This is a genomic window from Trichocoleus sp. DQ-A3 (assembly GCF_039961975.1).
Classification (GTDB): Bacteria; Cyanobacteriota; Cyanobacteriia; order Cyanobacteriales; family FACHB-T130; genus FACHB-T130.
In genome coordinates this window covers 128,338-146,878 of record NZ_JAMPKC010000013.1, presented here as the reverse complement: position 1 = coordinate 146,878, position 18,541 = coordinate 128,338, and the positions used below count along the sequence as shown (strand labels likewise).

Genomic DNA, 18,541 nt, shown 5'->3' with positions numbered 1-18,541 from the left:
ACCCATGTAGCAAAATACACCGATCAGGAAGTGGAAAATTACCAACTGGTAAGGACCACCGTTGTACAGCCACTCGTCTAAGGAGGCGGCTTCCCAAATTGGGTAGAAGTGCAAGCCGATGGCGTTGCTCGAAGGAACCACGGCTCCGGAGATGATGTTGTTGCCGTACATCAAGGAACCAGCTACGGGTTCGCGGATGCCATCGATGTCCACGGGAGGAGCGGCGATGAAGGCGATGATGAAGCAGATGGTGGCAGACAGTAGGGTTGGGATCATCAGGACGCCGAACCAGCCTACATACAGGCGGTTGTCGGTTGATGTGACCCAATCGCAGAACCGTTGCCATACGTTGGCGCTTTCGCGTCTTTGTAAGGTTGTGGTCATGTTTTTATGATTGCTTTGAATTTTCTAGGTTCGAGGTAGTAATTTCTCTACCTTGTTTTCAAGATTAACTCATCTATTGAGTTTTGTAAAGCTTTTTCAACAAAAATTTTTTCGGCTTCCTGATTCAGCCTGGAGGCCATTTCATCTGGCGTCCGCCCAGAATGTGCAAATGTAGATGGGGTACGGTTTGCCCCCCATCCGAGCCGGTGTTAATGACAACGCGGTAGCCGTTGTCGAGTCCGGCTTTTTCTGCAACATTCTTAACAATCAGCAACAAGTGACCCAGGAGGTCGCGATCCTGAGAATCGGCATCGGCAAGCTGAGGAATCGGCTGCTTGGGAATCACGAGGATGTGAACTGGGGCTTGGGGTTGAATATCTTTAAAGGCAAGTGCCAGATCGTCCTCATACACAATGTCTGCGGGGATTTCGCGGCGGATTATCTTGCTGAAGATGGTTCCTGTCGTTTCACTCATGTTGCTTGGTTATTTCGGTGATTAGCTGTGCTTGCAGCCATTTTAAGCCCGGACGATAAAGCTAAGCGCGATCGCGGGAACTCTAATAAAAGATTCTGTTGATTGGCTTCTCATAAAACTTGTTACAAACCCGTTTTCATTCAGAAACCGGGTTTGGATTAGGGCGAACATCAACAGCATTATCAAACAAAAGTGGGGCGAGATTGCCATGTTGGCTAGGGTTTGGAGTGCATCTATCGTCGGTATCGATGCGGTGAAGGTGGGGGTTGAAGTTGATGTATCGGGAGGATTGCCGGGAATTGTGCTGGTGGGATTGCCCGACACCGCAGTTCAGGAGTCGAAAGAACGGGTGAAGGCGGCACTGAAGAATGCGGGTTATGCCTTTCCGATGAAAAAAATTGTCATAAATCTGACACCTGCGGATTTACGAAAGGAAGGCCCCAGCTTTGATTTGCCCATCAGTGTGGGCATCATGGCGGCGTCTGAGCAGGTGAGTGCCCAGTTGTTAGGAGATTATTTATTCTTAGGGGAAGTTTCCCTAGATGGAAGTCTTCGTCCGGTTGCCGGGGTGCTGCCAATTGCCGCCGCTGCCCAACGAATGGGAATCGCTGGTTTAGTCGTTCCAGCAAATAATGCGCGGGAAGCCGCAGTTGTCAAAGGTCTAGCCGTCTACGGTTTCAAAAATCTGTCTCAAGTTGCTGATTTTCTCAATGAGCCAGAGCGTTATTCGCCAGTGCAGGTGGATGGTAGAGAGGAGTTAGCCAAAACCCACTTCAGCAGTGCAGACTTAAAGGATGTAAAAGGACAAAGCTTTGCCCGCCGTGCCCTAGAAATTGCGGCGGCGGGTGGACATAACTTAGTATTTGTCGGGCCACCGGGAAGTGGGAAGACGATGCTAGCGCGGCGCTTACCGGGGATATTACCGCCGTTAAGCTTTGACGAAGCCCTCGAAGTGACTCAAATCCACTCAGTTGCGGGCTTACTTAAGAATAGAGGATCGCTGGTGAGCGATCGCCCTTACCGCAGTCCTCACCACTCCGCTTCTGGCCCCTCCCTGGTTGGTGGCGGTAGTTTTCCGCGTCCGGGAGAAATATCTTTAGCGCATCGGGGCGTTTTATTTCTGGACGAACTTACAGAATTTAAGCGAGATGTGCTGGAATTCTTGCGTCAGCCGCTTGAAGATGGCTTTGTCACCATCTCCCGCACTCGCCAATCGGTTATGTTTCCGGCTCAGTTTACTTTAGTTGCTAGTACCAATCCCTGTCCGTGCGGTTATTATGGCGATACGATTCAAGCTTGTACCTGTTCTCCTCGGCAACGAGAACAATATTGGGCAAAGCTTTCTGGCCCGTTGATGGATCGGATCGATTTGCAAGTTGCAGTGAATCGCCTCAAGCCAGAGGAAATTACGCAACAACCGACTGGGGAAGAATCAGCACCTGTCAGGGAACGAGTAGAAACAGCACGCGATCGCGCTCATACTCGATTTAAAGACGATCCATCTGTGCGTTGCAATGCTCAGATGCAAAGTGGTCATTTGCGGCAATGGTGTCAATTGGATGATGCTTCTCGCCACTTATTAGAAGCCGCCATTCGGAAATTAGGTTTATCCGCAAGAGCAAGCGATCGCATCTTAAAAGTATCGCGTACCATTGCCGATTTAGCTGGAGATGAAGGACTCAAAACCCACCATGTTGCCGAAGCAATTCAGTATCGCACGATAGATAGAATGCAGTGATTATAATATACTTGGGTTTTCTGCAATTTGTGATAAATCAAAAGATGAATGAATCCGGTGAAACCCATAAGAATGTGACTCTCACTGATGAAGGCTGGAATGGCGTGCAGTTCCGATATCCAGGTACTAATACTTTATTTTTGCTAAAGTAATCAATGAGTAACTTACAAACCAAATTACCAATAAATGAATGGGCGAGTGCTACTTGGGATGAGTACATACAAGCTAGTGCAGATCCGCAACTAGAAAAAGCTAAATACTATTACCACAATAGACAACTACGGATAGAGATGACTCCCCAAGGCTACGACCACTCCTACGATAACTTTTCTATTGGGTATGCCGTTGCTTTATTTGGTGGTATCAGAGCCATCCCCATCAGTGGCGTAACTAACTGTACTTTTAGAAAAACTGGAGAGGCAGAAGCTCAACCAGATTTAGCCTTTTATATTGGTGAAAACGCCGAAATTATTCCCCCTGATACAACTATTGTTGATTTAGATACTTACCCGCCACCAGATTTAGTAATTGAAATTTCTAAAACTTCTCTTTCAGATGATATAGGCAGCAAGCGAATGCTTTATGAAAGACTGGGAGTTGCTGAATATTGGGTGGTAAATGTACGTCAGGCACAATTGATTGGTTTTGCAATTGCTGATAATGGAAGTAGGCAAATTACCCAGTCTCAAGTTTTGCCGTCTTTAACTTTTACCCTACTTGAAGAAGCTTTACGGAGGGGTCGTGAAACGGGTCGCAGTCAGTTGTATGCTTGGCTAATCAACCAAATTCAGTCTCTATCGTAGTTACAAAGAGTAGCAAGAGGTACAATAAAACGGTTGTACTTTGTGGCGGACTGTGATCGAGCGTTATACGTTGCCTGAGATGGGCAACCTGTGGACTGACACCTATAAACTGAAGACGTGGCTCCAGGTTGAAATTGCAGTCTGTGAAGCCCAAGCTGAACTGGGTTATATTCCAACCCAGGCGGTAGAGGAAATTAAGGCGAAGGCTAATTTTGACCCGAAGCGGGTGCTAGAAATTGAGGCTGAAGTCCGCCACGATATGATCGCGTTCTTGACAAACGTCAATGAATATGTAGGCGACGCGGGGCGCTATATTCACCTGGGATTAACCAGTTCGGATGTGCTGGATACAGCTTTGGCACTGCAACTAGTAGCCAGCTTGGATGTGTTGCTGGCAGGGGTGGAAGATTTGATTGCAGCAATTCGCCAGCAGGCGCAGCAGCATAAAAATACGGTGATGATTGGGCGATCGCACGGCATTCATGCGGAACCGATTACGTTTGGCTTTAAGCTGGCAGGATGGTTGGCGGAAGTATTGAGAAACCGCGATCGCCTTCAGCGTCTCCGCAAAGAAATTGCCGTTGGTAAGATTTCCGGTGCAGTCGGAACCTACGCCAATATTGAGCCGAGAGTTGAAGCGATCGCTTGCCAAAAGCTGGGACTCGAACCGGATACAGCATCGACGCAGGTAATTTCGCGCGATCGCCATGCCGACTTTGTACAAACTTTGGCTTTAGTGGCTGCCTCGATTGAGCGATTTGCGGTCGAAATTCGCAACTTGCAACGCACGGATGTCCTAGAAGTCGAAGAATTCTTCTCTAAGGGACAAAAAGGCTCCTCTGCGATGCCGCACAAGCGCAATCCGATTCGTTCGGAGCGACTGACAGGGATGGCACGAGTTGTCCGGGGTCATGCTGTTGCAGCTTTGGAAAATGTCGCCCTTTGGCACGAACGAGATATCTCTCACAGTTCCGTGGAGCGGATGATCCTGCCCGATTCCTGCACCATAACGCACTTCATGTTAGCGGAAATAACCGATTTGGTGAAAAACCTACTGGTTTATCCCGAAAACATGAAGCGGAATATGAATTGCTACGGCGGTGTCGTCTTTAGCCAGCGAGTCATGCTCACGCTGGTAGAAAAAGGAATGAGCCGCGAGGACGCCTATGCAACGGTGCAGTCTTGCGCTCATCAAGCGTGGAATAAAACCGATGGCGATTTCCACGATTTGATTGCTAAAGACAGCCGCGTTACACAGCATCTTTCTTCAGACGAGATTGAGGCGTGCTTCGCGCCCCAGCATCATTTGCAGCATTTAGAGGAGATTTATCAGCGTTTGGGGATTTAATATTAACCACGAAGAATATTAACCGCAAAGACGCGAAGGACACGAAGGAAGAAAGAGAAGAAGAAAACCCTTCTTTTTCTTCCTTCGCGCTCTTTGCGTCTTCGCGGTTTATTCCTGTTCCACCCTGTACCCCAAATCTGCTAAATGTAGTCGAGACTGCCGCCATTTCGGCTGCACTTTAACAAATAACTCCAGATAAACTTTTCCCGCAATTAACTTTTGGATTTGTTCGCGGGCAGCGCTACCAATCGCTTTGAGCATCGTTCCGCCTTTGCCAATCACAATCCCCTTTTGCGAGTCGCGTTCAACGTAGATAGTCGCGAGAAGGCGAGTAATCGTCGGTTCTTCCTCCACCATGTCCATCGTAACGGCGACTGAGTGGGGAACTTCTTCGCGGGTTAGCAGCAAAATTTGTTCTCGAATCAGTTCCCCCATGATGAAGCGTTCCGGCTGGTCGGTAACGTAATCAGGAGGATAATAGTATGGCCCTGGTTCTAGGCGATCGCTGAGTAATTGCTGCAACGCCTCAACTCCCTCTCCGGTGAGGGCAGAGAACTTCACAATCGGCCAGTTGTAGGGTTCAGCTAGCTGCGTATAACTCTCATCGATCTGTGGGGAATCTGAGGTTCGCAGGTCGATTTTGTTCATCCCCAACATCACAGGCGTCTTCGTGCGGCTAAGGATATCGACAATATAGCGATCGCCTCCTCCAGAGTCTACTGCTCCATCCACCACAAACAGCACCAAATCTACCGACTCAATCGCAATTTGGGCATTTTTCACCAGCACTTCCCCTAACTGGTGGTGCGGTTTGTGAATTCCTGGGGTATCGACAAAAATCATCTGCGCCTCTGGCGTCGTCAGGATACCCCGCAGTCGGTTGCGCGTCGTCTGCGCCACAGGTGAAGTGATGGCAATTTTTTGCCCCACCATATAGTTCATCAATGTAGACTTACCCACGTTAGGGCGTCCGATAATCCCAATAAAGCCCGACTTATATCCTTCCGGTGCTTTCGGAATGCTAAAAAATGCTGACTCGTCTATGATATTTCCCTCGCCTTTATTAATTGCTGCGTTTGTCGTCGTCCCATCTTCCATGATGTTTGCGTTTTTAAAAACCCCTACATCACTGATAATACATACTCTCCTTCATTAACTGCGTGATTGGTCGAAATATCAAAGACTAAACCAGGGTTCTCCGCACAAACATCAATTAATTTTGGTAATTCCTGTTTATTAAAGCTAAGAATTTGATAAATTCTTTCCCCAGCCTCGATTGAAGCACCTAGTTTGACTCTTGATTGGATCATCCCTCCGCTAGGCGCATAATATTTTTTTAGATTGCTTTTTGAAATAAAAGTTACTTTGTGGAATGCTGTTTGCGCCAAAGGAAATTCAGGAATCGATAAAATACCTTTCTGGGCTAAGTAATTTTTGATGCCTTGAACTCCTTTTTCAACTGATTCTGGATTCATTTGCATTCCCGAACCCAGTTCTAGCGTCCAAGATTCTTTATCAAAGACTATCGATTTCCCTAAAGTTTCTAGCTGATTTTCCAACGCTAACCAAGGCTTTAGGAAAGCTTCATCAAAAGCATCTCCATCATATTCATTTAGTAAAATTTCATGGTCAAGTAAAAAATATTTAGCACTTTCTTCTCTACGGTGGAAGCCATATAAGTAATCTACCGCTTGATTAGACGAGCTATGAATATCGATTACATAATCAGCATCCAAACATAAAGATTGTAGCTGATAGCGATATCGTTCGTTAAAAGGCGCTCCGCTTGGAGACTTGATTTTTTCTAAAAGTTTATCGAAACTATTTTTAATTCTTTTGTAGTATTCATTTTCTATGGCATCTATTTCAAAATTGATGTAAGACTTTGCAAATCCTTCTAAATCTTCACTTTCCTTTTCATAGTCCCAAAAGATGCGGTTCCAGTCTTTCCCATCAAATATATTGTATCGACCTGTAGAAAAATAATGAGTGCGCTGATTGGTACTGATGGGATTACAGACAGGAACTAGCCAAATTTCACCATTGAGCTGGGTATCCTTGATAGTAATCAAAAACTCGATTAGTTGGTGAATGACAGCATTGCCAACAATCTCTGCACCGTGTAGATTAGCTTGCAAATATGTCTTTTTACCGAGATTAGCACCGATGAATTTATAAACTTGAATTGATAAGCGATCGCCTGAAGCTAATTGTTGAATTGGTACTGTAGAAATAATAGGAATCATAGAGAAATTATCTTACATTAATATACCTTGGTGAATAAAATTCGCGGCTACACAGACGAAACCTGCCTACGCAGGTTTTAATGCTATCTGCGAAAGCAGACTTTGTTTGTATAGCCGTGATTTCTAATCACTAGGTAACTTACAAACAAATCATGTACCTGGTAAGGTACGCAAACGCTCATCCAAATGAATGCGATCGCTTAAAGCATGAAGTAATGGCCCATGAGCGCCAAACTCTACTATACTGACCGAACCAACCGGACATCCCAAGCGAAAGCGAAAGCGTCCGACATCAATTCCCAACAAGCTACACAGCATAATTCGGATAGTCGCTTTGTGTGCAACAATCAAAACATTGCCGTTGTTAAACCGCTGCTTAATTTCTTCAATCACTTGTAACGAACGGTGAGCGATCGCTACCGCTAATTCTCCCTCAGTCGGCGGATACCAAGCCGGATCGGCAGTCCAGCGAATATAATCATCGTGATACTCCCGGTCAACGGTTTCTATAGTTTTTCCTTCCCACTTGCCATAGTTAATCTCTTTCAAACCGTCCCGCAATTCCATCTGCATCCCCACAGCTTCACACAGCGGTTTTGCAGTTGCTACGGTACGCCGCATCGGACTACAAAAAATAGCATTCCAGGGTAGGGAACGATAAGCAGCAGCAAAGGCTTTTGCCATCTCTAGACCATCTGCTGTCAAATCTGGATCTATGGAACCACAGAAAACATTATCTCGGCTGCGGTCTGTCTGTCCGTGGCGGAGGAAATAAAGCTTTAGACTCAAGGTAGTTTTCTCCGATTATCTGAAGTTAAGGATACAACCACCTTTGGGATAACGATGTTTTTACGCGCACCTTAGCAAAGTCTATTCGTAAGTCTTACCATCCGGCATTATTGCACCAGTAAGCTTTGCTCCATCCAGGTTGGCTCCACCTAGATTGGCATCAATCAAGCCTACTCCTGATAAATTTGCATTCCGCAAATCTGCCGCCCGAAGGTCTGCTAAAGCTAAGTCTGCTCCTCGCAAGTCGGCGTAAATAAGTTCTGCTCCTCGCAAGTCTGCTTCAGTTAAGTCAGCGGCGCTCAGGTTGGCACTGCTTAAACTTGCCTTACTCAGATTAACCTGCCTCAAATTGGCGCAGCTCAAGTTTATAGAATTCAGATTGACCCCTTGAAGCTTTGCCCCATGCCAATTAACATCAGTCAGGTTCGCTTGATTCAAGTTTGCTTCACTTAAGTTTGCTTCACTCAAGTTTGCTCCACACAAATTGGCTCGGCTCAGGTTTACTTTTGCTAGATTTGCTCCTTGCAAGTCTGCTCCACTTAGGTTAATTTCACTTAAATCAGCACCAGCTAAATCAGCCTTTTGGAGTGAAGCACTCGAACCAATAAAGCAAGCACCTGTTTCCAAAAGATCAAATCCTGTAGGGAACCAAGTCGCGTTATTATAAAGAGCTTGGTTTAGATTTACTCCTTGAAGATTTGCTCCTTCAATATCCGCCCCAAACAAGTTAACTCGACTCAGATTGGCATTACTCAGGTTAGCTCTCATCAATTTGGCTGCTTTCAAAGATGCCTTACACAAGTTTGCCTCACTTAAGTTAGTTGCGCTTAAGTCTGTCCCTTGCAGATTAGCTCCGCTGAGAGTTGCCTTGCGTAGATTTGCCTGGTGTAGATTCGTCGAACTCAAATCTGCTTTATGGAGGTCTGCATTTTCCAGAATTGCCTTGCTCAAATTGACATCCAAGGACAGTTTTGCCTCATATAATAATGAATTACTCAGATTTGCTCCACTTAGGTTTACAGCACCCCAATAAATCCTACTCAGATTTGCTCCACTCAGGTTGGCGTTACTCAGATTGAAGGAACCATATCTCAGGTCGCTTCCACTTAAATTGGCTCCAGCTAGGTTAATACCAGTAAAATCTCTTTGTCCTTCGTTATAGCGCTTCAAAAATTCTTCAGCACTGATAGGCTTTTCCTGACTCTTTTCTTCAGATAGATAAGCTTCGATTAGCAGCATATCTCCAAAATATCCCAGGAGCAGAGTCATTTTTGCTACTTTAAATTTTTCATCGCTGAAAGCTGTAAATGTTCGCTCCTGGGATGGATAAATTTTCTCATCTTGCCCAGTTTCAAAAACATTCGCATCCGCCAAACTATCAGATGTGTCTACCACCGATTCGCTAGACGGTGGAATTATTCGCGGTGTAAATTCGTGGCGTTGTTCCAAACAAGCGACTTGCTCAGATAGCTGCGCGAGCTGCTGCAACTCAGGGCGAGTGTCGAATTGTTGTTTTAGTTCATCAAAATAGTGTTTAAGCCAGGTAATGTTTTGCTTGCGGACATTTAACTCATTTTCCAGCCGTTCAATCCTCGAAATCAGGGACGCGATATCCTGTTCTTGATCAGCCATATTCGCTAATTTCTAGCTAACTACAAGTTTGGAAACACTATTTTTGTCAGCTTTGTATCTAAGCCAGTAATGAGCTATTTAATAAACGCGATCGCTCACAATAACGTCCTAAACTCTTCTCGTGTTAGCTGGCAATCACGCAGTATTTGCGCCATCAACCCGATACCAATCGTTTCGCCGGAGTGTATTGGAACAACAGTTCTACGACCATCATCATGTATCAAAAAATGATGACTTCCACGAATTCTTGCAACTACAAACCAACTTTCTCAAGAGCTGCAATAACTTCCCGCCCTGTCAAGCTCGGCAGTTTGGTCATACCTTAACCAAAATTCTTTGAACGCCGACGAATTCAAGGGACTCTGCTGTTTCTTCCTCGACTTCTAAACAAAGCTCAATAGCTTCTCGAATGCGCTCCATGAGTTCATCTAAGGATTTGGCTTGCGTATGGCAACCTGGAAGACTTGGTACCGAAGCAACAAAATATCCCTCAGAATCACGCTCGATAATTACGTTAAATTCTCTGCTCATTTTTAGCTTTTCACCACTTCAAAAATGCGGCATCGCTTCCCTGTTCGCGCCTAATTTTTGAATCCTTCTCAAACCAAGTGATAATCTGCTCAGGTGTTAAATCTTCAATAACAACACCGTACTCTTCGGCGATGTGTTTCAACACTCTTAAAGATGAAATGGTTAATCTTGTTATAAATTTTTCGTGAGTTTGAAGCAGTGCTGAATCCACCTTAACCGCTTCTTCGTAGGTCAAAAATTGTTCTGATGGTTGCTGTGGTTGCGTCATAAATATTTTTAGTTACTGTTCCTTAATTAAATAGCCGCAGCGATGTTCTCCGTTAATAATCCAGTGCGTCCGTTCTACTTTACAATCTTGCAGGGCAGCGGCAAACATTTCTAACTCATGTCCGCAAACGCTGGGAAAAGATGAGGCAACGTGGGAAATTGCACAGTTATGTTCTACCAATATAAATTGAGTATCGGTTTCCTCCAGAGGATACCACTCTGCCATATAGCCTTCAGCTTTGCGGAGTTCGACTAATTTAGCAACGCGATCGCGCAAATTTCCCTTACCCAGCCTGACTCGATATTCCATCGCCTTGCGTTCCCAGTGCTTTCGCAACACCGTACTTGCTTGCTCATAACCGAGCGTTTCTGTCAAGGTGTCTAGGAAATCAACGGCAAACTCTCCGTAACGACTAGGGAAGCGATCGCGCCCTTCTTGACTCAGCTCGTAGACGTGCTGCGGGCGTCCCATCGCCGCAGGCACCGATTGATGCACGATTAGCCCTTCTGTCTCCAAATCCTTCAGATGACGCCGAATCGCCTGCGGACTTACCTCAAAGGCGTCAGCCAGCTCCTGAGCCGTGGCTTGACCTGTTTTCAGTAAATGTTGCAAGATGTCCTGTTTGGTGGAAGGCTGCTGAGTAATCGCCATCGTCTTGCGGTAAAATTCCTACTGGACTTTGACAACATCTATGTTGCTAAAGTATTTTAAAATAGAATTAAGTAAAGCAACAAGCCTGTTGTTTTACTATTGTAATTGCAGTTTGACTGGGCGATCTACTCTGGACGCCCATGCCCTGAGCCTGCCATCCTGAGAGATTTGTCCGAAACAAACACGCGAGAACACTTTTTTCTATGACTGCTAGCGTCAAAACCTTAGTCAATCAGCCCTATAAGTACGGCTTTGTCACAGACATTGAGACAGATAGCATTCCTCGCGGTCTCAGTGAGGACGTTGTTCGCCTGATCTCCGCCAAGAAAGAAGAACCGGAGTTCATGCTAGAGTTTCGCCTCAAAGCCTATCGGCAATGGTTGAAAATGACCGAACCAACTTGGCCTCATGTCAAGTATCCGGCTATTGACTACCAGGACATCATCTACTACTCCGCGCCGAAGCAAAAGCCCAAAAAGCTGGGTAGCCTAGATGAAGTCGATCCAACTTTGTTAGAAGCCTACGAGAAGCTAGGGATTTCGCTTTCAGAGCAGAAGCGGTTGTCTAACGTTGCCGTAGATGCCATCTTTGATAGTGTTTCAGTTGCCACAACATTTAAAGAAAAGCTAGCCAAAGACGGCGTGATCTTCTGTTCCATCTCCGAAGCTTTGCGGGAACACCCCGAACTGGTGCAGAAGTACCTCGGCAGCGTTGTGCCAGTAGCAGATAATTACTTCGCCGCCCTCAACTCAGCCGTATTCAGCGATGGTTCCTTCGTCTACATCCCCAAAGGCACCAAATGCCCGATGGAACTCTCCACCTACTTCCGCATCAACAGCGGCGATACGGGGCAGTTTGAGCGCACGCTAATTATTGCCGAGGAAGGCAGTTCTGTGTCATATCTGGAAGGCTGCACAGCACCGATGTTTGACACCAACCAGCTGCACGCGGCTGTGGTGGAACTCGTTGCCCTCGACAACGCTGAAATTAAATACTCCACGGTACAAAACTGGTACCCCGGAGACGAAAACGGCAAAGGCGGTATTTACAACTTTGTCACCAAGCGTGGGCTGTGTCAGGGAGTCAATTCCAAGATTTCTTGGACGCAGGTAGAAACGGGTTCCGCAATTACCTGGAAATACCCAAGTTGCGTGCTAGTTGGTGATAATTCCGTGGGTGAGTTTTACTCCGTTGCCCTCACGAATCATATGCAGCAAGCCGACACCGGAACCAAGATGGTGCATATCGGCAAAAACACTCGCAGCACGATTATTTCCAAGGGAATTTCGGCGGGTAAGTCGGCAAATAGCTATCGCGGTTTGGTGAAAATTGGCCCCAAGGCAAAGGGTGCGAGAAATTATTCTCAGTGCGACTCGATGCTGATTGGCGATAATGCCCAAGCGAATACTTTCCCTTATATCCAGGTGCAGAATAACACTGGAAAAGTGGAGCATGAAGCTTCTACCTCGAAAATTGGGGAAGAACAGCTGTTCTTTTTCTCGCAGCGGGGCATTTCCGCAGAAGATGCTATTTCGATGATGATTAGCGGCTTCTGTAAGGATGTGTTTAATCAGCTGCCGATGGAATTTGCTGTTGAAGCTGATAGGTTGTTGAGCATGAAGTTAGAAGGCAGTGTGGGATAAATGAAACTACAGATGAACACAGATAAACGCCGATAAATTATTCGTGTTTATTTGTGTTTATCTATGGTTGATTTTTTTACTCACAAAGGTAAGGTGGGCATTGCCTACCTTTAGGCTGAAATAGAATAAAAAACCGCGAAGACGCTAAGGGCACAGAGGAAGAAGAGGGGAAAGATGATTATTGAAAATAGTGAGGTGATCCTATCAGTTCGGGATCTCACGGCAAATGTTGATGAAACTCCGATTCTTAAGGGTTTGAATCTAGAAGTGAAGGCGGGAGAAATCCATGCCATTATGGGGCCAAATGGTTCTGGCAAAAGCACCTTTTCTAAGGTTTTGGCTGGACATCCGGCGTATGAGGTGACGGGAGGCGAGGTAATTTTCCGGGGGCAAAATCTTCTGGAAATGGAAGCAGAAGAACGTGCCAGGGCTGGGATATTTTTGGCTTTTCAATATCCTTTGGAAATTCCTGGCGTTAGTAATGTGGACTTCCTCAGAGTTGCCTATAATTCCCGTCGCAAGGCTGAGGGGTTAGAGGAGTTGGATGCTTTTGATTTTGATGAGTTGGTGCATGAAAAGCTGGATGTGGTAAAGATGAATCCTGCTTTTCTTAGCCGCAGTGTGAATGAAGGTTTTTCGGGTGGTGAGAAGAAGCGGAACGAGATTCTGCAAATGGCACTGCTAGAACCAAAGTTAGCCATTTTAGATGAAACGGATTCAGGGCTAGATATTGATGCGCTGAAGATTGTTGCGGATGGTGTGAATCAGCTGGCAAATGCGGAAAATGCAATGCTGGTGATTACTCACTATCAGCGACTACTGAATTACATCGTGCCAGATTTCGTTCACGTCATGGAAGCCGGACGAATTATTACCAGTGGTGGTAAAGAATTGGCGCTGGAATTGGAATCTCGCGGTTATGAGTGGGTTAGGGAAGAAGAAGCAGCTGAGGTGGGTGCAAAATGACAATTCAAGTAACTTCTATTCCCAATCCAGAAGAAGTTGGGTTAAAGTCTGCTGCAACTAATCGAGATGCCAAGCTGGTTGAGTTGTTAAACTTGTCTCGCAGTCAAGAATTACAGGTACTCGATCCAGAAATGGTTGGCTGGTTGCAAGAATTACGCGATCGCGCGGCTTCCTGGCTACCTCATCTCAAGTTTCCCACAACGCGGGATGAAGAGTGGCGTGTCACAGACATCTCGCCTTTGTTAAAGTTGTCTTTCCAAGCTGCGAAATCTGCGGATGTACCCCAGTCAGCAATTGAAGGATTGACTTTAGCAGAAGCAGCCGAAAGTCGTCTAGTTTTCGTTAATGGGGTTTATGCACCTGCGCTGTCATCTGTTGCTAATCTTCCAGATGGTATATTTGCCGGAAACTTAGCCCAACTGCCAATAACTTATCGCACTCGCATCGATAATTATTTCGCCCAACAAAAGGGGTTTGATGAGGTATTCACCGCCCTGAATACGGCAGGATTAACGGATGCTGCTGTGGTGTGGGTGGCAAAGAATGTGGTAGTAGAAACACCGATTCATTTGCTGTTTCTGTCTACTTTTAGCGATCGCCCGACTCTCTCTCAGCCACGCTGTTTAGTAGTCGCTGAACCTAACTCTCAAGTAACCCTGATAGAAGATTATCTGCCAGTCGGCGACTGGTGTGCAGATAAAACTCATCCGTACTTAATCAATACGGTTACAGAGATTTGGGTAGAAGACAATGCTGAAGTTCGCCACAACCGGATACAACGGGATAGTGGCGCAGCGTTTCATATTGGCAAGAGTGCGATCGCGCAATCTCGTAACAGCCGCTACACTTGCAATGCAGTGAGTTTGGGTGGCAAAATATCCCGCCACAACCTAGAAATTTATCAGTTGGGCGAACAAACTGAAACTACCCTCAATGGTTTAACCATGATCTCTGGGGAACAGATTGGCGATACTCACAGCGCGATTATTCTCAACCATCCCCACAGCACAACTCGTCAATTACAAAAGTGTATTGTGGCTGACAAGGCTCATTCCGTATTTAACGGTAAAGTCTTAGTTGCCAAAGCAGCACAATTGACGGATGCGGGACAATTAAATCGTAACTTGCTGTTGTCGCCTAAAGCGAGAGTCGATACCAAACCCCAACTGGAAATCATTGCCGATAACGTGAAATGTACTCACGGTGCCACGGTAAGTCAGTTGGATGATGAGGAAGTCTTTTACCTGCAAAGTCGTGGTTTAGACAAGGTGAGTGCTAACAACTTGTTAGTTGACGCTTTTGCGATAGAAATTATCAACCAGATTCCTATCGCATCTCTGCAAACAAGTCTCTCTCGATGTGTCGCTTGTAGAACCCTCGAATAGTCTGGAATAGGTAATCGGTAATAAGTAATGTAATTTTGAAGAAATAACTTTTACCAGTTACCAATTACCAATTATCAATTACCCATTACCTTTTTACCCATGACTCTTACCAAAGATAGAACACTCGCCGATAAAGTCCGTGCAGATTTCCCAATTCTGCACCAAGAAGTCAACGGCAAACCCTTAGTTTATCTAGACAACGCCGCTACATCCCAAAAACCTCTAGCGGTGCTAAACGCCATTCGGGATTACTATGAGCAGTACAATTCAAACGTACACCGGGGCGTTCACACCCTTAGCGCCAAAGCCACAGACGCCTACGAAGGTGCTAGAGACAAAGTTGCTGCTTTCGTAAATGCTGCTTCGCGCCAGGAAATTATCTACACCCGCAATGCGTCAGAAGCGATTAACCTAATCGCTTACAGTTGGGGAATGAACAATTTGCAGCGAGAGGATGAAATCATCCTCTCCGTAATGGAACACCACAGCAATCTAATTCCTTGGCAGTTCGTAGCGCAAAAAACAGGCGCAGTGCTGAAGTTTGTAGAACTAACGCCAGACGGAATTTTTGATTTAGAACACTTTAAGTCTCTAATTTCAGACAAAACTAAACTGGTTAGCACCGTTTACGTCTCTAACACATTGGGATGTATTAATCCAGTTAAATCAATAACTGAAATCGCTCACAAATACGGTGCCAAAGTTCTAATTGATGCTTGCCAAGCTGCACCTCACATGGTGTTAGACGTGCAAGCAGTAGATTGCGATTGGCTAGTCGCCTCCGGTCACAAAATGTGCGCCCCGACTGGAATTGGTTTCCTCTACGGTAAGTTAGACTTACTTCGTTCCATGCCTCCCTTCTTAGGCGGTGGGGAGATGATTGCTGATGTATTTCTCGACCATGCTACTTATGCAGATTTACCGCATAAGTTTGAGGCAGGAACACCCTCAATTGGAGAAGCGATCGCGCTCGGTGCTGCTGTAGATTATCTTAGTGGCATTGGTATGCACAATATCCATACCTACGAAGCCGAATTAACAGCTTATCTCTTCCAACAGTTGCAGCAAATCCCAGAAATCAAAACTTACGGGCCACAACCCACCAGCACTGGAGAAGGTAGAGCCGCGCTGGCTGCATTCACCGCTGGAGATGTCCACCCTCACGACTTGTCTACCATTTTAGATCAAGCTGGCATCGCCATCCGTGCCGGACACCACTGCACCCAACCTTTACACCGTTACTTGAAAGTGCAATCTACTGCACGGGCAAGTTTGTATTTCTACAACACCCGCGAAGAGATTGATCTTTTCATCGCATCTTTGAAAGAAGCTGTCGAATTTTTTGGCAGTATTTTCGGCTAAGTCAACTTAAGCCCTGGCGAATGTAATTCGCGGCTACACAAACTAAGTCCGCCTGCGCGGACTTAAAAAACTCAAAGTTTTGAAACCTGCGTAGGCAGGTTAAATCTTGTGTAGCTGCGGTTTCATCTGCCCTTTGTAAGTAATCGAGATTGATTTAATTGAATACTATATTAATAAAATAGATACAATTCTTGGTGCTTTATCTAGTATCCTTGTTGAGTAATTAGTTTCGCTGGATATAAGCTATTTTCAAATTTTTGGAAGGCGTTTTAAATTTAAAGTAAGGTGGTCAAATTCAATCATACTAGCAATTAGTATTAACTAGAATCTAATCTTTGGTTTCTAGTTGATTTTCCCATTGAATAAAATATTATTTAACGTTCAAAACTTGGCTTCTATAAAAATTGTATTGTCAATCTTGGCTTCTGTGAAATCAGTATTTTGGAGTTTTGTTTGAGTAAAATTGGCATCAGTTAAATCTGCGCCGCTAAAGCTTGTGTGGCTTGTAGCAAAGGTGATGGCATAGCCACACAGAAAGCCTATAGGCACTAAGATTACAGAAGTCACATAATAATCATCCAAATTAAAATGGAATAATCCCCCAATGAAAAGGGCGATAACAAAACTTATCAACGGTACAAGTGTAGTAATTCTCCCTAATTTTATGGGAATAACTCCAAATAGGGTATGCAGTAAGACAAAAAATAGATAAAATAGATGGTCGAATCCATTCAAGCCAGCATTTTTAAATGCTACTATCATTGAAAATAACATTAATAGCAATTTGAATCTTTGCGTTGGCTCGGTTATGAATAATTCAACTAATGTTAAAATAGTTGATAGTATGATAACGGGAATCGCTATTAATACAAATACTTCAATTATAAAAATTATTCCTGACGCATATTCATATAATTTTGGAATTTCAAAGAAAATTCCTAAACACCCACCTAATAAAGCCGTGATCGCGCTGATCTTTAACAATTTAATCCTATCTCGACGGCTTGCTTTGACTGTTGAAACGGCACTGGCTCCAGCGAGAGTTCCAATTAGAGCAGCAAGCTTTCCTATATACACGTCACCCTCCAAAAATAAAGGAATAAACCTTTCTGAGTAGGGGTCATCTAAAATATTCTCTACTTTATTTAAGGTAACTGAACTAAACGCCAGAGCCAGGATAGCAGTACCCAGCCCAAATTGCGTGAGGGTTCCTATCCTAATTGCTCTTTTTGCACTAATCTTGCTAATAGAAGTTTTAGCTAAAATTCTTGCCCCTAGAACAACCCCAGGTAGGATTAACATTGCTCCTAAAGATACCGTTAACAGCTCCGCTACCTCTGCGATGGCTTGACCAGTAACAGCAGCATTTGTTGTGATTTTATTCACTAAACTATCTAAAATAGTAGCCGCAACCAGTAGAATAACGCCTAAGAGCAAGATTAACCAAGGCGATCGCAGTCCTCCTTTGACGCGGCTGAAATTAGCACCTGTGAGAATAGCGTTGCTGAAATCTGCACCTCGGATATCAGCATTGCTGAAGTTTACACCTCTAAGGTCTTGACCTATAAAACAGCGTCCTCGGAGGTTTTGACCAGAGAAATTTTGAGCCATGAAGCGCAGTGGAACATACTTGTTATCGGTTCAGTTGTAGCACGTTTGTGAATTCTGCTTTGATAGTAGCGATCGCATTCTCCAACTCCCCAGAACATAAATTAAGCGCGATCGCTACTTAGTTTCAGACTAGGGGGTGATTACAGCTTCCTCCTGAACTTGACACAATCGCTACAAAGGGCTAGCAGGTCTGGTGGAGCGAAGGGAAGGGGAATGGTTATTAAATCTTGGATGGTGATTGGGGGCGTTACTCTTTTAGTGGCGATGGGGAGTAACATCATTACGCCGAATGATGTTAAGTGGTTCAAACGCCTGCAACGACCCAGGTGGCTAACTTTTGAGCCATTAATTCCACTCATCTGGACAGTCGTTTTTATTTGCGGTGGTTGGTCAGCATATATCGTTTGGGAACGCACCAAAAGTTGGGGACTAATGGCGTTCTATCTTTTAGTAGAAATTGCGATTGTCGCCTATAACCCAATGATGTTGAGGCTACGCAGTCTCAAAGTTGGGACAATTATTGGCGCAATTGGTTCCGTTTTAGGTTTAATTCTGGCACTAACAGTCTTACCGATTTCCGGCTGGGCGTCTCTGTTGCTAGTTCCCTATGTGTTATGGAGTCCAGTTGGAACTTTTACCACCTGGAAAATGATGAAGCTTAATCCTGACGATGCTTAGAGACGCGGACGACGCCTCCTGACCGCTTCTT

17 protein-coding genes and 2 pseudogenes are annotated in these 18,541 nt (G+C 45.1%); 8 read left to right on the top strand and 11 right to left on the bottom strand.

The features are described 5' to 3' along the window. Both NDI44_RS18750 and NDI44_RS18745 read right to left on the bottom strand, forming a co-directional pair. Positions 1-384 (bottom strand): annotated as a pseudogene (locus NDI44_RS18750) (photosystem II q(b) protein); the annotation flags it as partial. Between the two features lie 124 nt (positions 385-508). Further along, positions 509-859, bottom strand: a complete 351-nt coding sequence (locus NDI44_RS18745) for a histidine triad nucleotide-binding protein (RefSeq protein WP_190412111.1) — start codon at positions 857-859, stop codon at positions 509-511. A 208-nt stretch (positions 860-1,067) separates the two neighbouring features. Between NDI44_RS18745 and NDI44_RS18740 the strand changes: the two genes are divergently transcribed. The 3 genes from NDI44_RS18740 (at position 1,068) to purB (ending at position 4,748) form a co-directional block, all read left to right on the top strand. Next, positions 1,068-2,597, top strand: coding sequence for a YifB family Mg chelatase-like AAA ATPase (locus tag NDI44_RS18740; RefSeq protein WP_190412110.1), 1,530 nt, complete (start codon positions 1,068-1,070; stop codon positions 2,595-2,597). A 155-nt stretch (positions 2,598-2,752) separates the two neighbouring features. Beyond that, a complete protein-coding gene (locus NDI44_RS18735; protein ID WP_190412109.1) occupies positions 2,753-3,400 on the top strand; it encodes a Uma2 family endonuclease in 648 nt (215 codons plus the stop codon). Positions 3,401-3,452: 52 nt separating this feature from the next. Continuing rightward, complete coding sequence (gene purB / locus NDI44_RS18730) at positions 3,453-4,748, top strand: adenylosuccinate lyase (protein WP_190412124.1); 1,296 nt, start codon at positions 3,453-3,455, stop codon at positions 4,746-4,748. Between the two features lie 108 nt (positions 4,749-4,856). Here purB and era read toward each other — a convergent pair whose 3' ends face one another. From era to sufR, 8 genes and pseudogenes are all read right to left on the bottom strand, one after another. Then, entirely contained in the window at positions 4,857-5,846 is a 990-nt protein-coding gene (gene era, locus NDI44_RS18725) for a GTPase Era (RefSeq protein ID WP_190412108.1), read from the bottom strand. A gap of 23 nt (positions 5,847-5,869) precedes the next feature. After that, a complete protein-coding gene (locus NDI44_RS18720) occupies positions 5,870-6,994 on the bottom strand; it encodes a succinylglutamate desuccinylase/aspartoacylase family protein (RefSeq protein WP_190412107.1) in 1,125 nt (374 codons plus the stop codon). 150 nt (positions 6,995-7,144) lie between these two features. Then, positions 7,145-7,783 carry a histidine phosphatase family protein gene (locus tag NDI44_RS18715; RefSeq protein WP_190412106.1) on the bottom strand — a complete coding sequence of 213 codons (639 nt, stop codon included), beginning with the start codon at positions 7,781-7,783 and terminating at the stop codon, positions 7,145-7,147. Between the two features lie 81 nt (positions 7,784-7,864). Then, positions 7,865-9,415: a pentapeptide repeat-containing protein gene (locus tag NDI44_RS18710; RefSeq protein ID WP_190412105.1), complete on the bottom strand. Its 1,551-nt coding sequence runs from the start codon at positions 9,413-9,415 to the stop codon at positions 7,865-7,867. 95 nt (positions 9,416-9,510) lie between these two features. Next, positions 9,511-9,734: pseudogene (locus tag NDI44_RS18705) on the bottom strand (type II toxin-antitoxin system HicA family toxin). After that, entirely contained in the window at positions 9,731-9,946 is a 216-nt protein-coding gene (locus tag NDI44_RS18700; RefSeq protein WP_190412104.1) for a type II toxin-antitoxin system HicB family antitoxin, read from the bottom strand. Before NDI44_RS18700 ends, NDI44_RS18705 begins: the two are co-directional and overlap by 4 nt. A 10-nt stretch (positions 9,947-9,956) precedes the next feature. After that, the gene (locus NDI44_RS18695; RefSeq protein WP_190412103.1) at positions 9,957-10,214 is read right to left on the bottom strand and encodes a hypothetical protein; all 258 of its coding nucleotides are present in this window, start codon (positions 10,212-10,214) and stop codon (positions 9,957-9,959) included. Between the two features lie 12 nt (positions 10,215-10,226). Continuing rightward, complete coding sequence (gene sufR / locus NDI44_RS18690; RefSeq protein WP_190412102.1) at positions 10,227-10,865, bottom strand: iron-sulfur cluster biosynthesis transcriptional regulator SufR; 639 nt, start codon at positions 10,863-10,865, stop codon at positions 10,227-10,229. A 203-nt stretch (positions 10,866-11,068) separates the two neighbouring features. Between sufR and sufB the strand changes: the two genes are divergently transcribed. From sufB to NDI44_RS18670, 4 genes are all read left to right on the top strand, one after another. After that, complete coding sequence (sufB, locus tag NDI44_RS18685; RefSeq protein WP_190412101.1) at positions 11,069-12,508, top strand: Fe-S cluster assembly protein SufB; 1,440 nt, start codon at positions 11,069-11,071, stop codon at positions 12,506-12,508. 174 nt (positions 12,509-12,682) lie between these two features. Next, entirely contained in the window at positions 12,683-13,474 is a 792-nt protein-coding gene (gene sufC, locus NDI44_RS18680) for a Fe-S cluster assembly ATPase SufC (RefSeq protein WP_190412100.1), read from the top strand. Continuing rightward, on the top strand, positions 13,471-14,859 hold the full coding sequence (gene sufD / locus NDI44_RS18675; RefSeq protein ID WP_190412099.1) for a Fe-S cluster assembly protein SufD: 1,389 nt from the start codon (positions 13,471-13,473) through the stop codon (positions 14,857-14,859). Before sufC ends, sufD begins: the two co-directional genes overlap by 4 nt. Before the next feature lie 99 nt (positions 14,860-14,958). Beyond that, a complete protein-coding gene (locus NDI44_RS18670) occupies positions 14,959-16,221 on the top strand; it encodes a SufS family cysteine desulfurase (RefSeq protein WP_190412098.1) in 1,263 nt (420 codons plus the stop codon). Between the two features lie 381 nt (positions 16,222-16,602). Here the strand turns inward: NDI44_RS18670 and NDI44_RS18665 are convergent, their stop codons facing one another. Further along, positions 16,603-17,832: a pentapeptide repeat-containing protein gene (locus NDI44_RS18665; RefSeq protein WP_199304807.1), complete on the bottom strand. Its 1,230-nt coding sequence runs from the start codon at positions 17,830-17,832 to the stop codon at positions 16,603-16,605. Between the two features lie 213 nt (positions 17,833-18,045). Here NDI44_RS18665 and NDI44_RS18660 point away from each other — a divergent pair, with 213 nt between their 5' ends. Beyond that, positions 18,046-18,510: a TspO/MBR family protein gene (locus tag NDI44_RS18660; protein ID WP_190412097.1), complete on the top strand. Its 465-nt coding sequence runs from the start codon at positions 18,046-18,048 to the stop codon at positions 18,508-18,510. Positions 18,511-18,541: the final 31 nt, after the last annotated feature.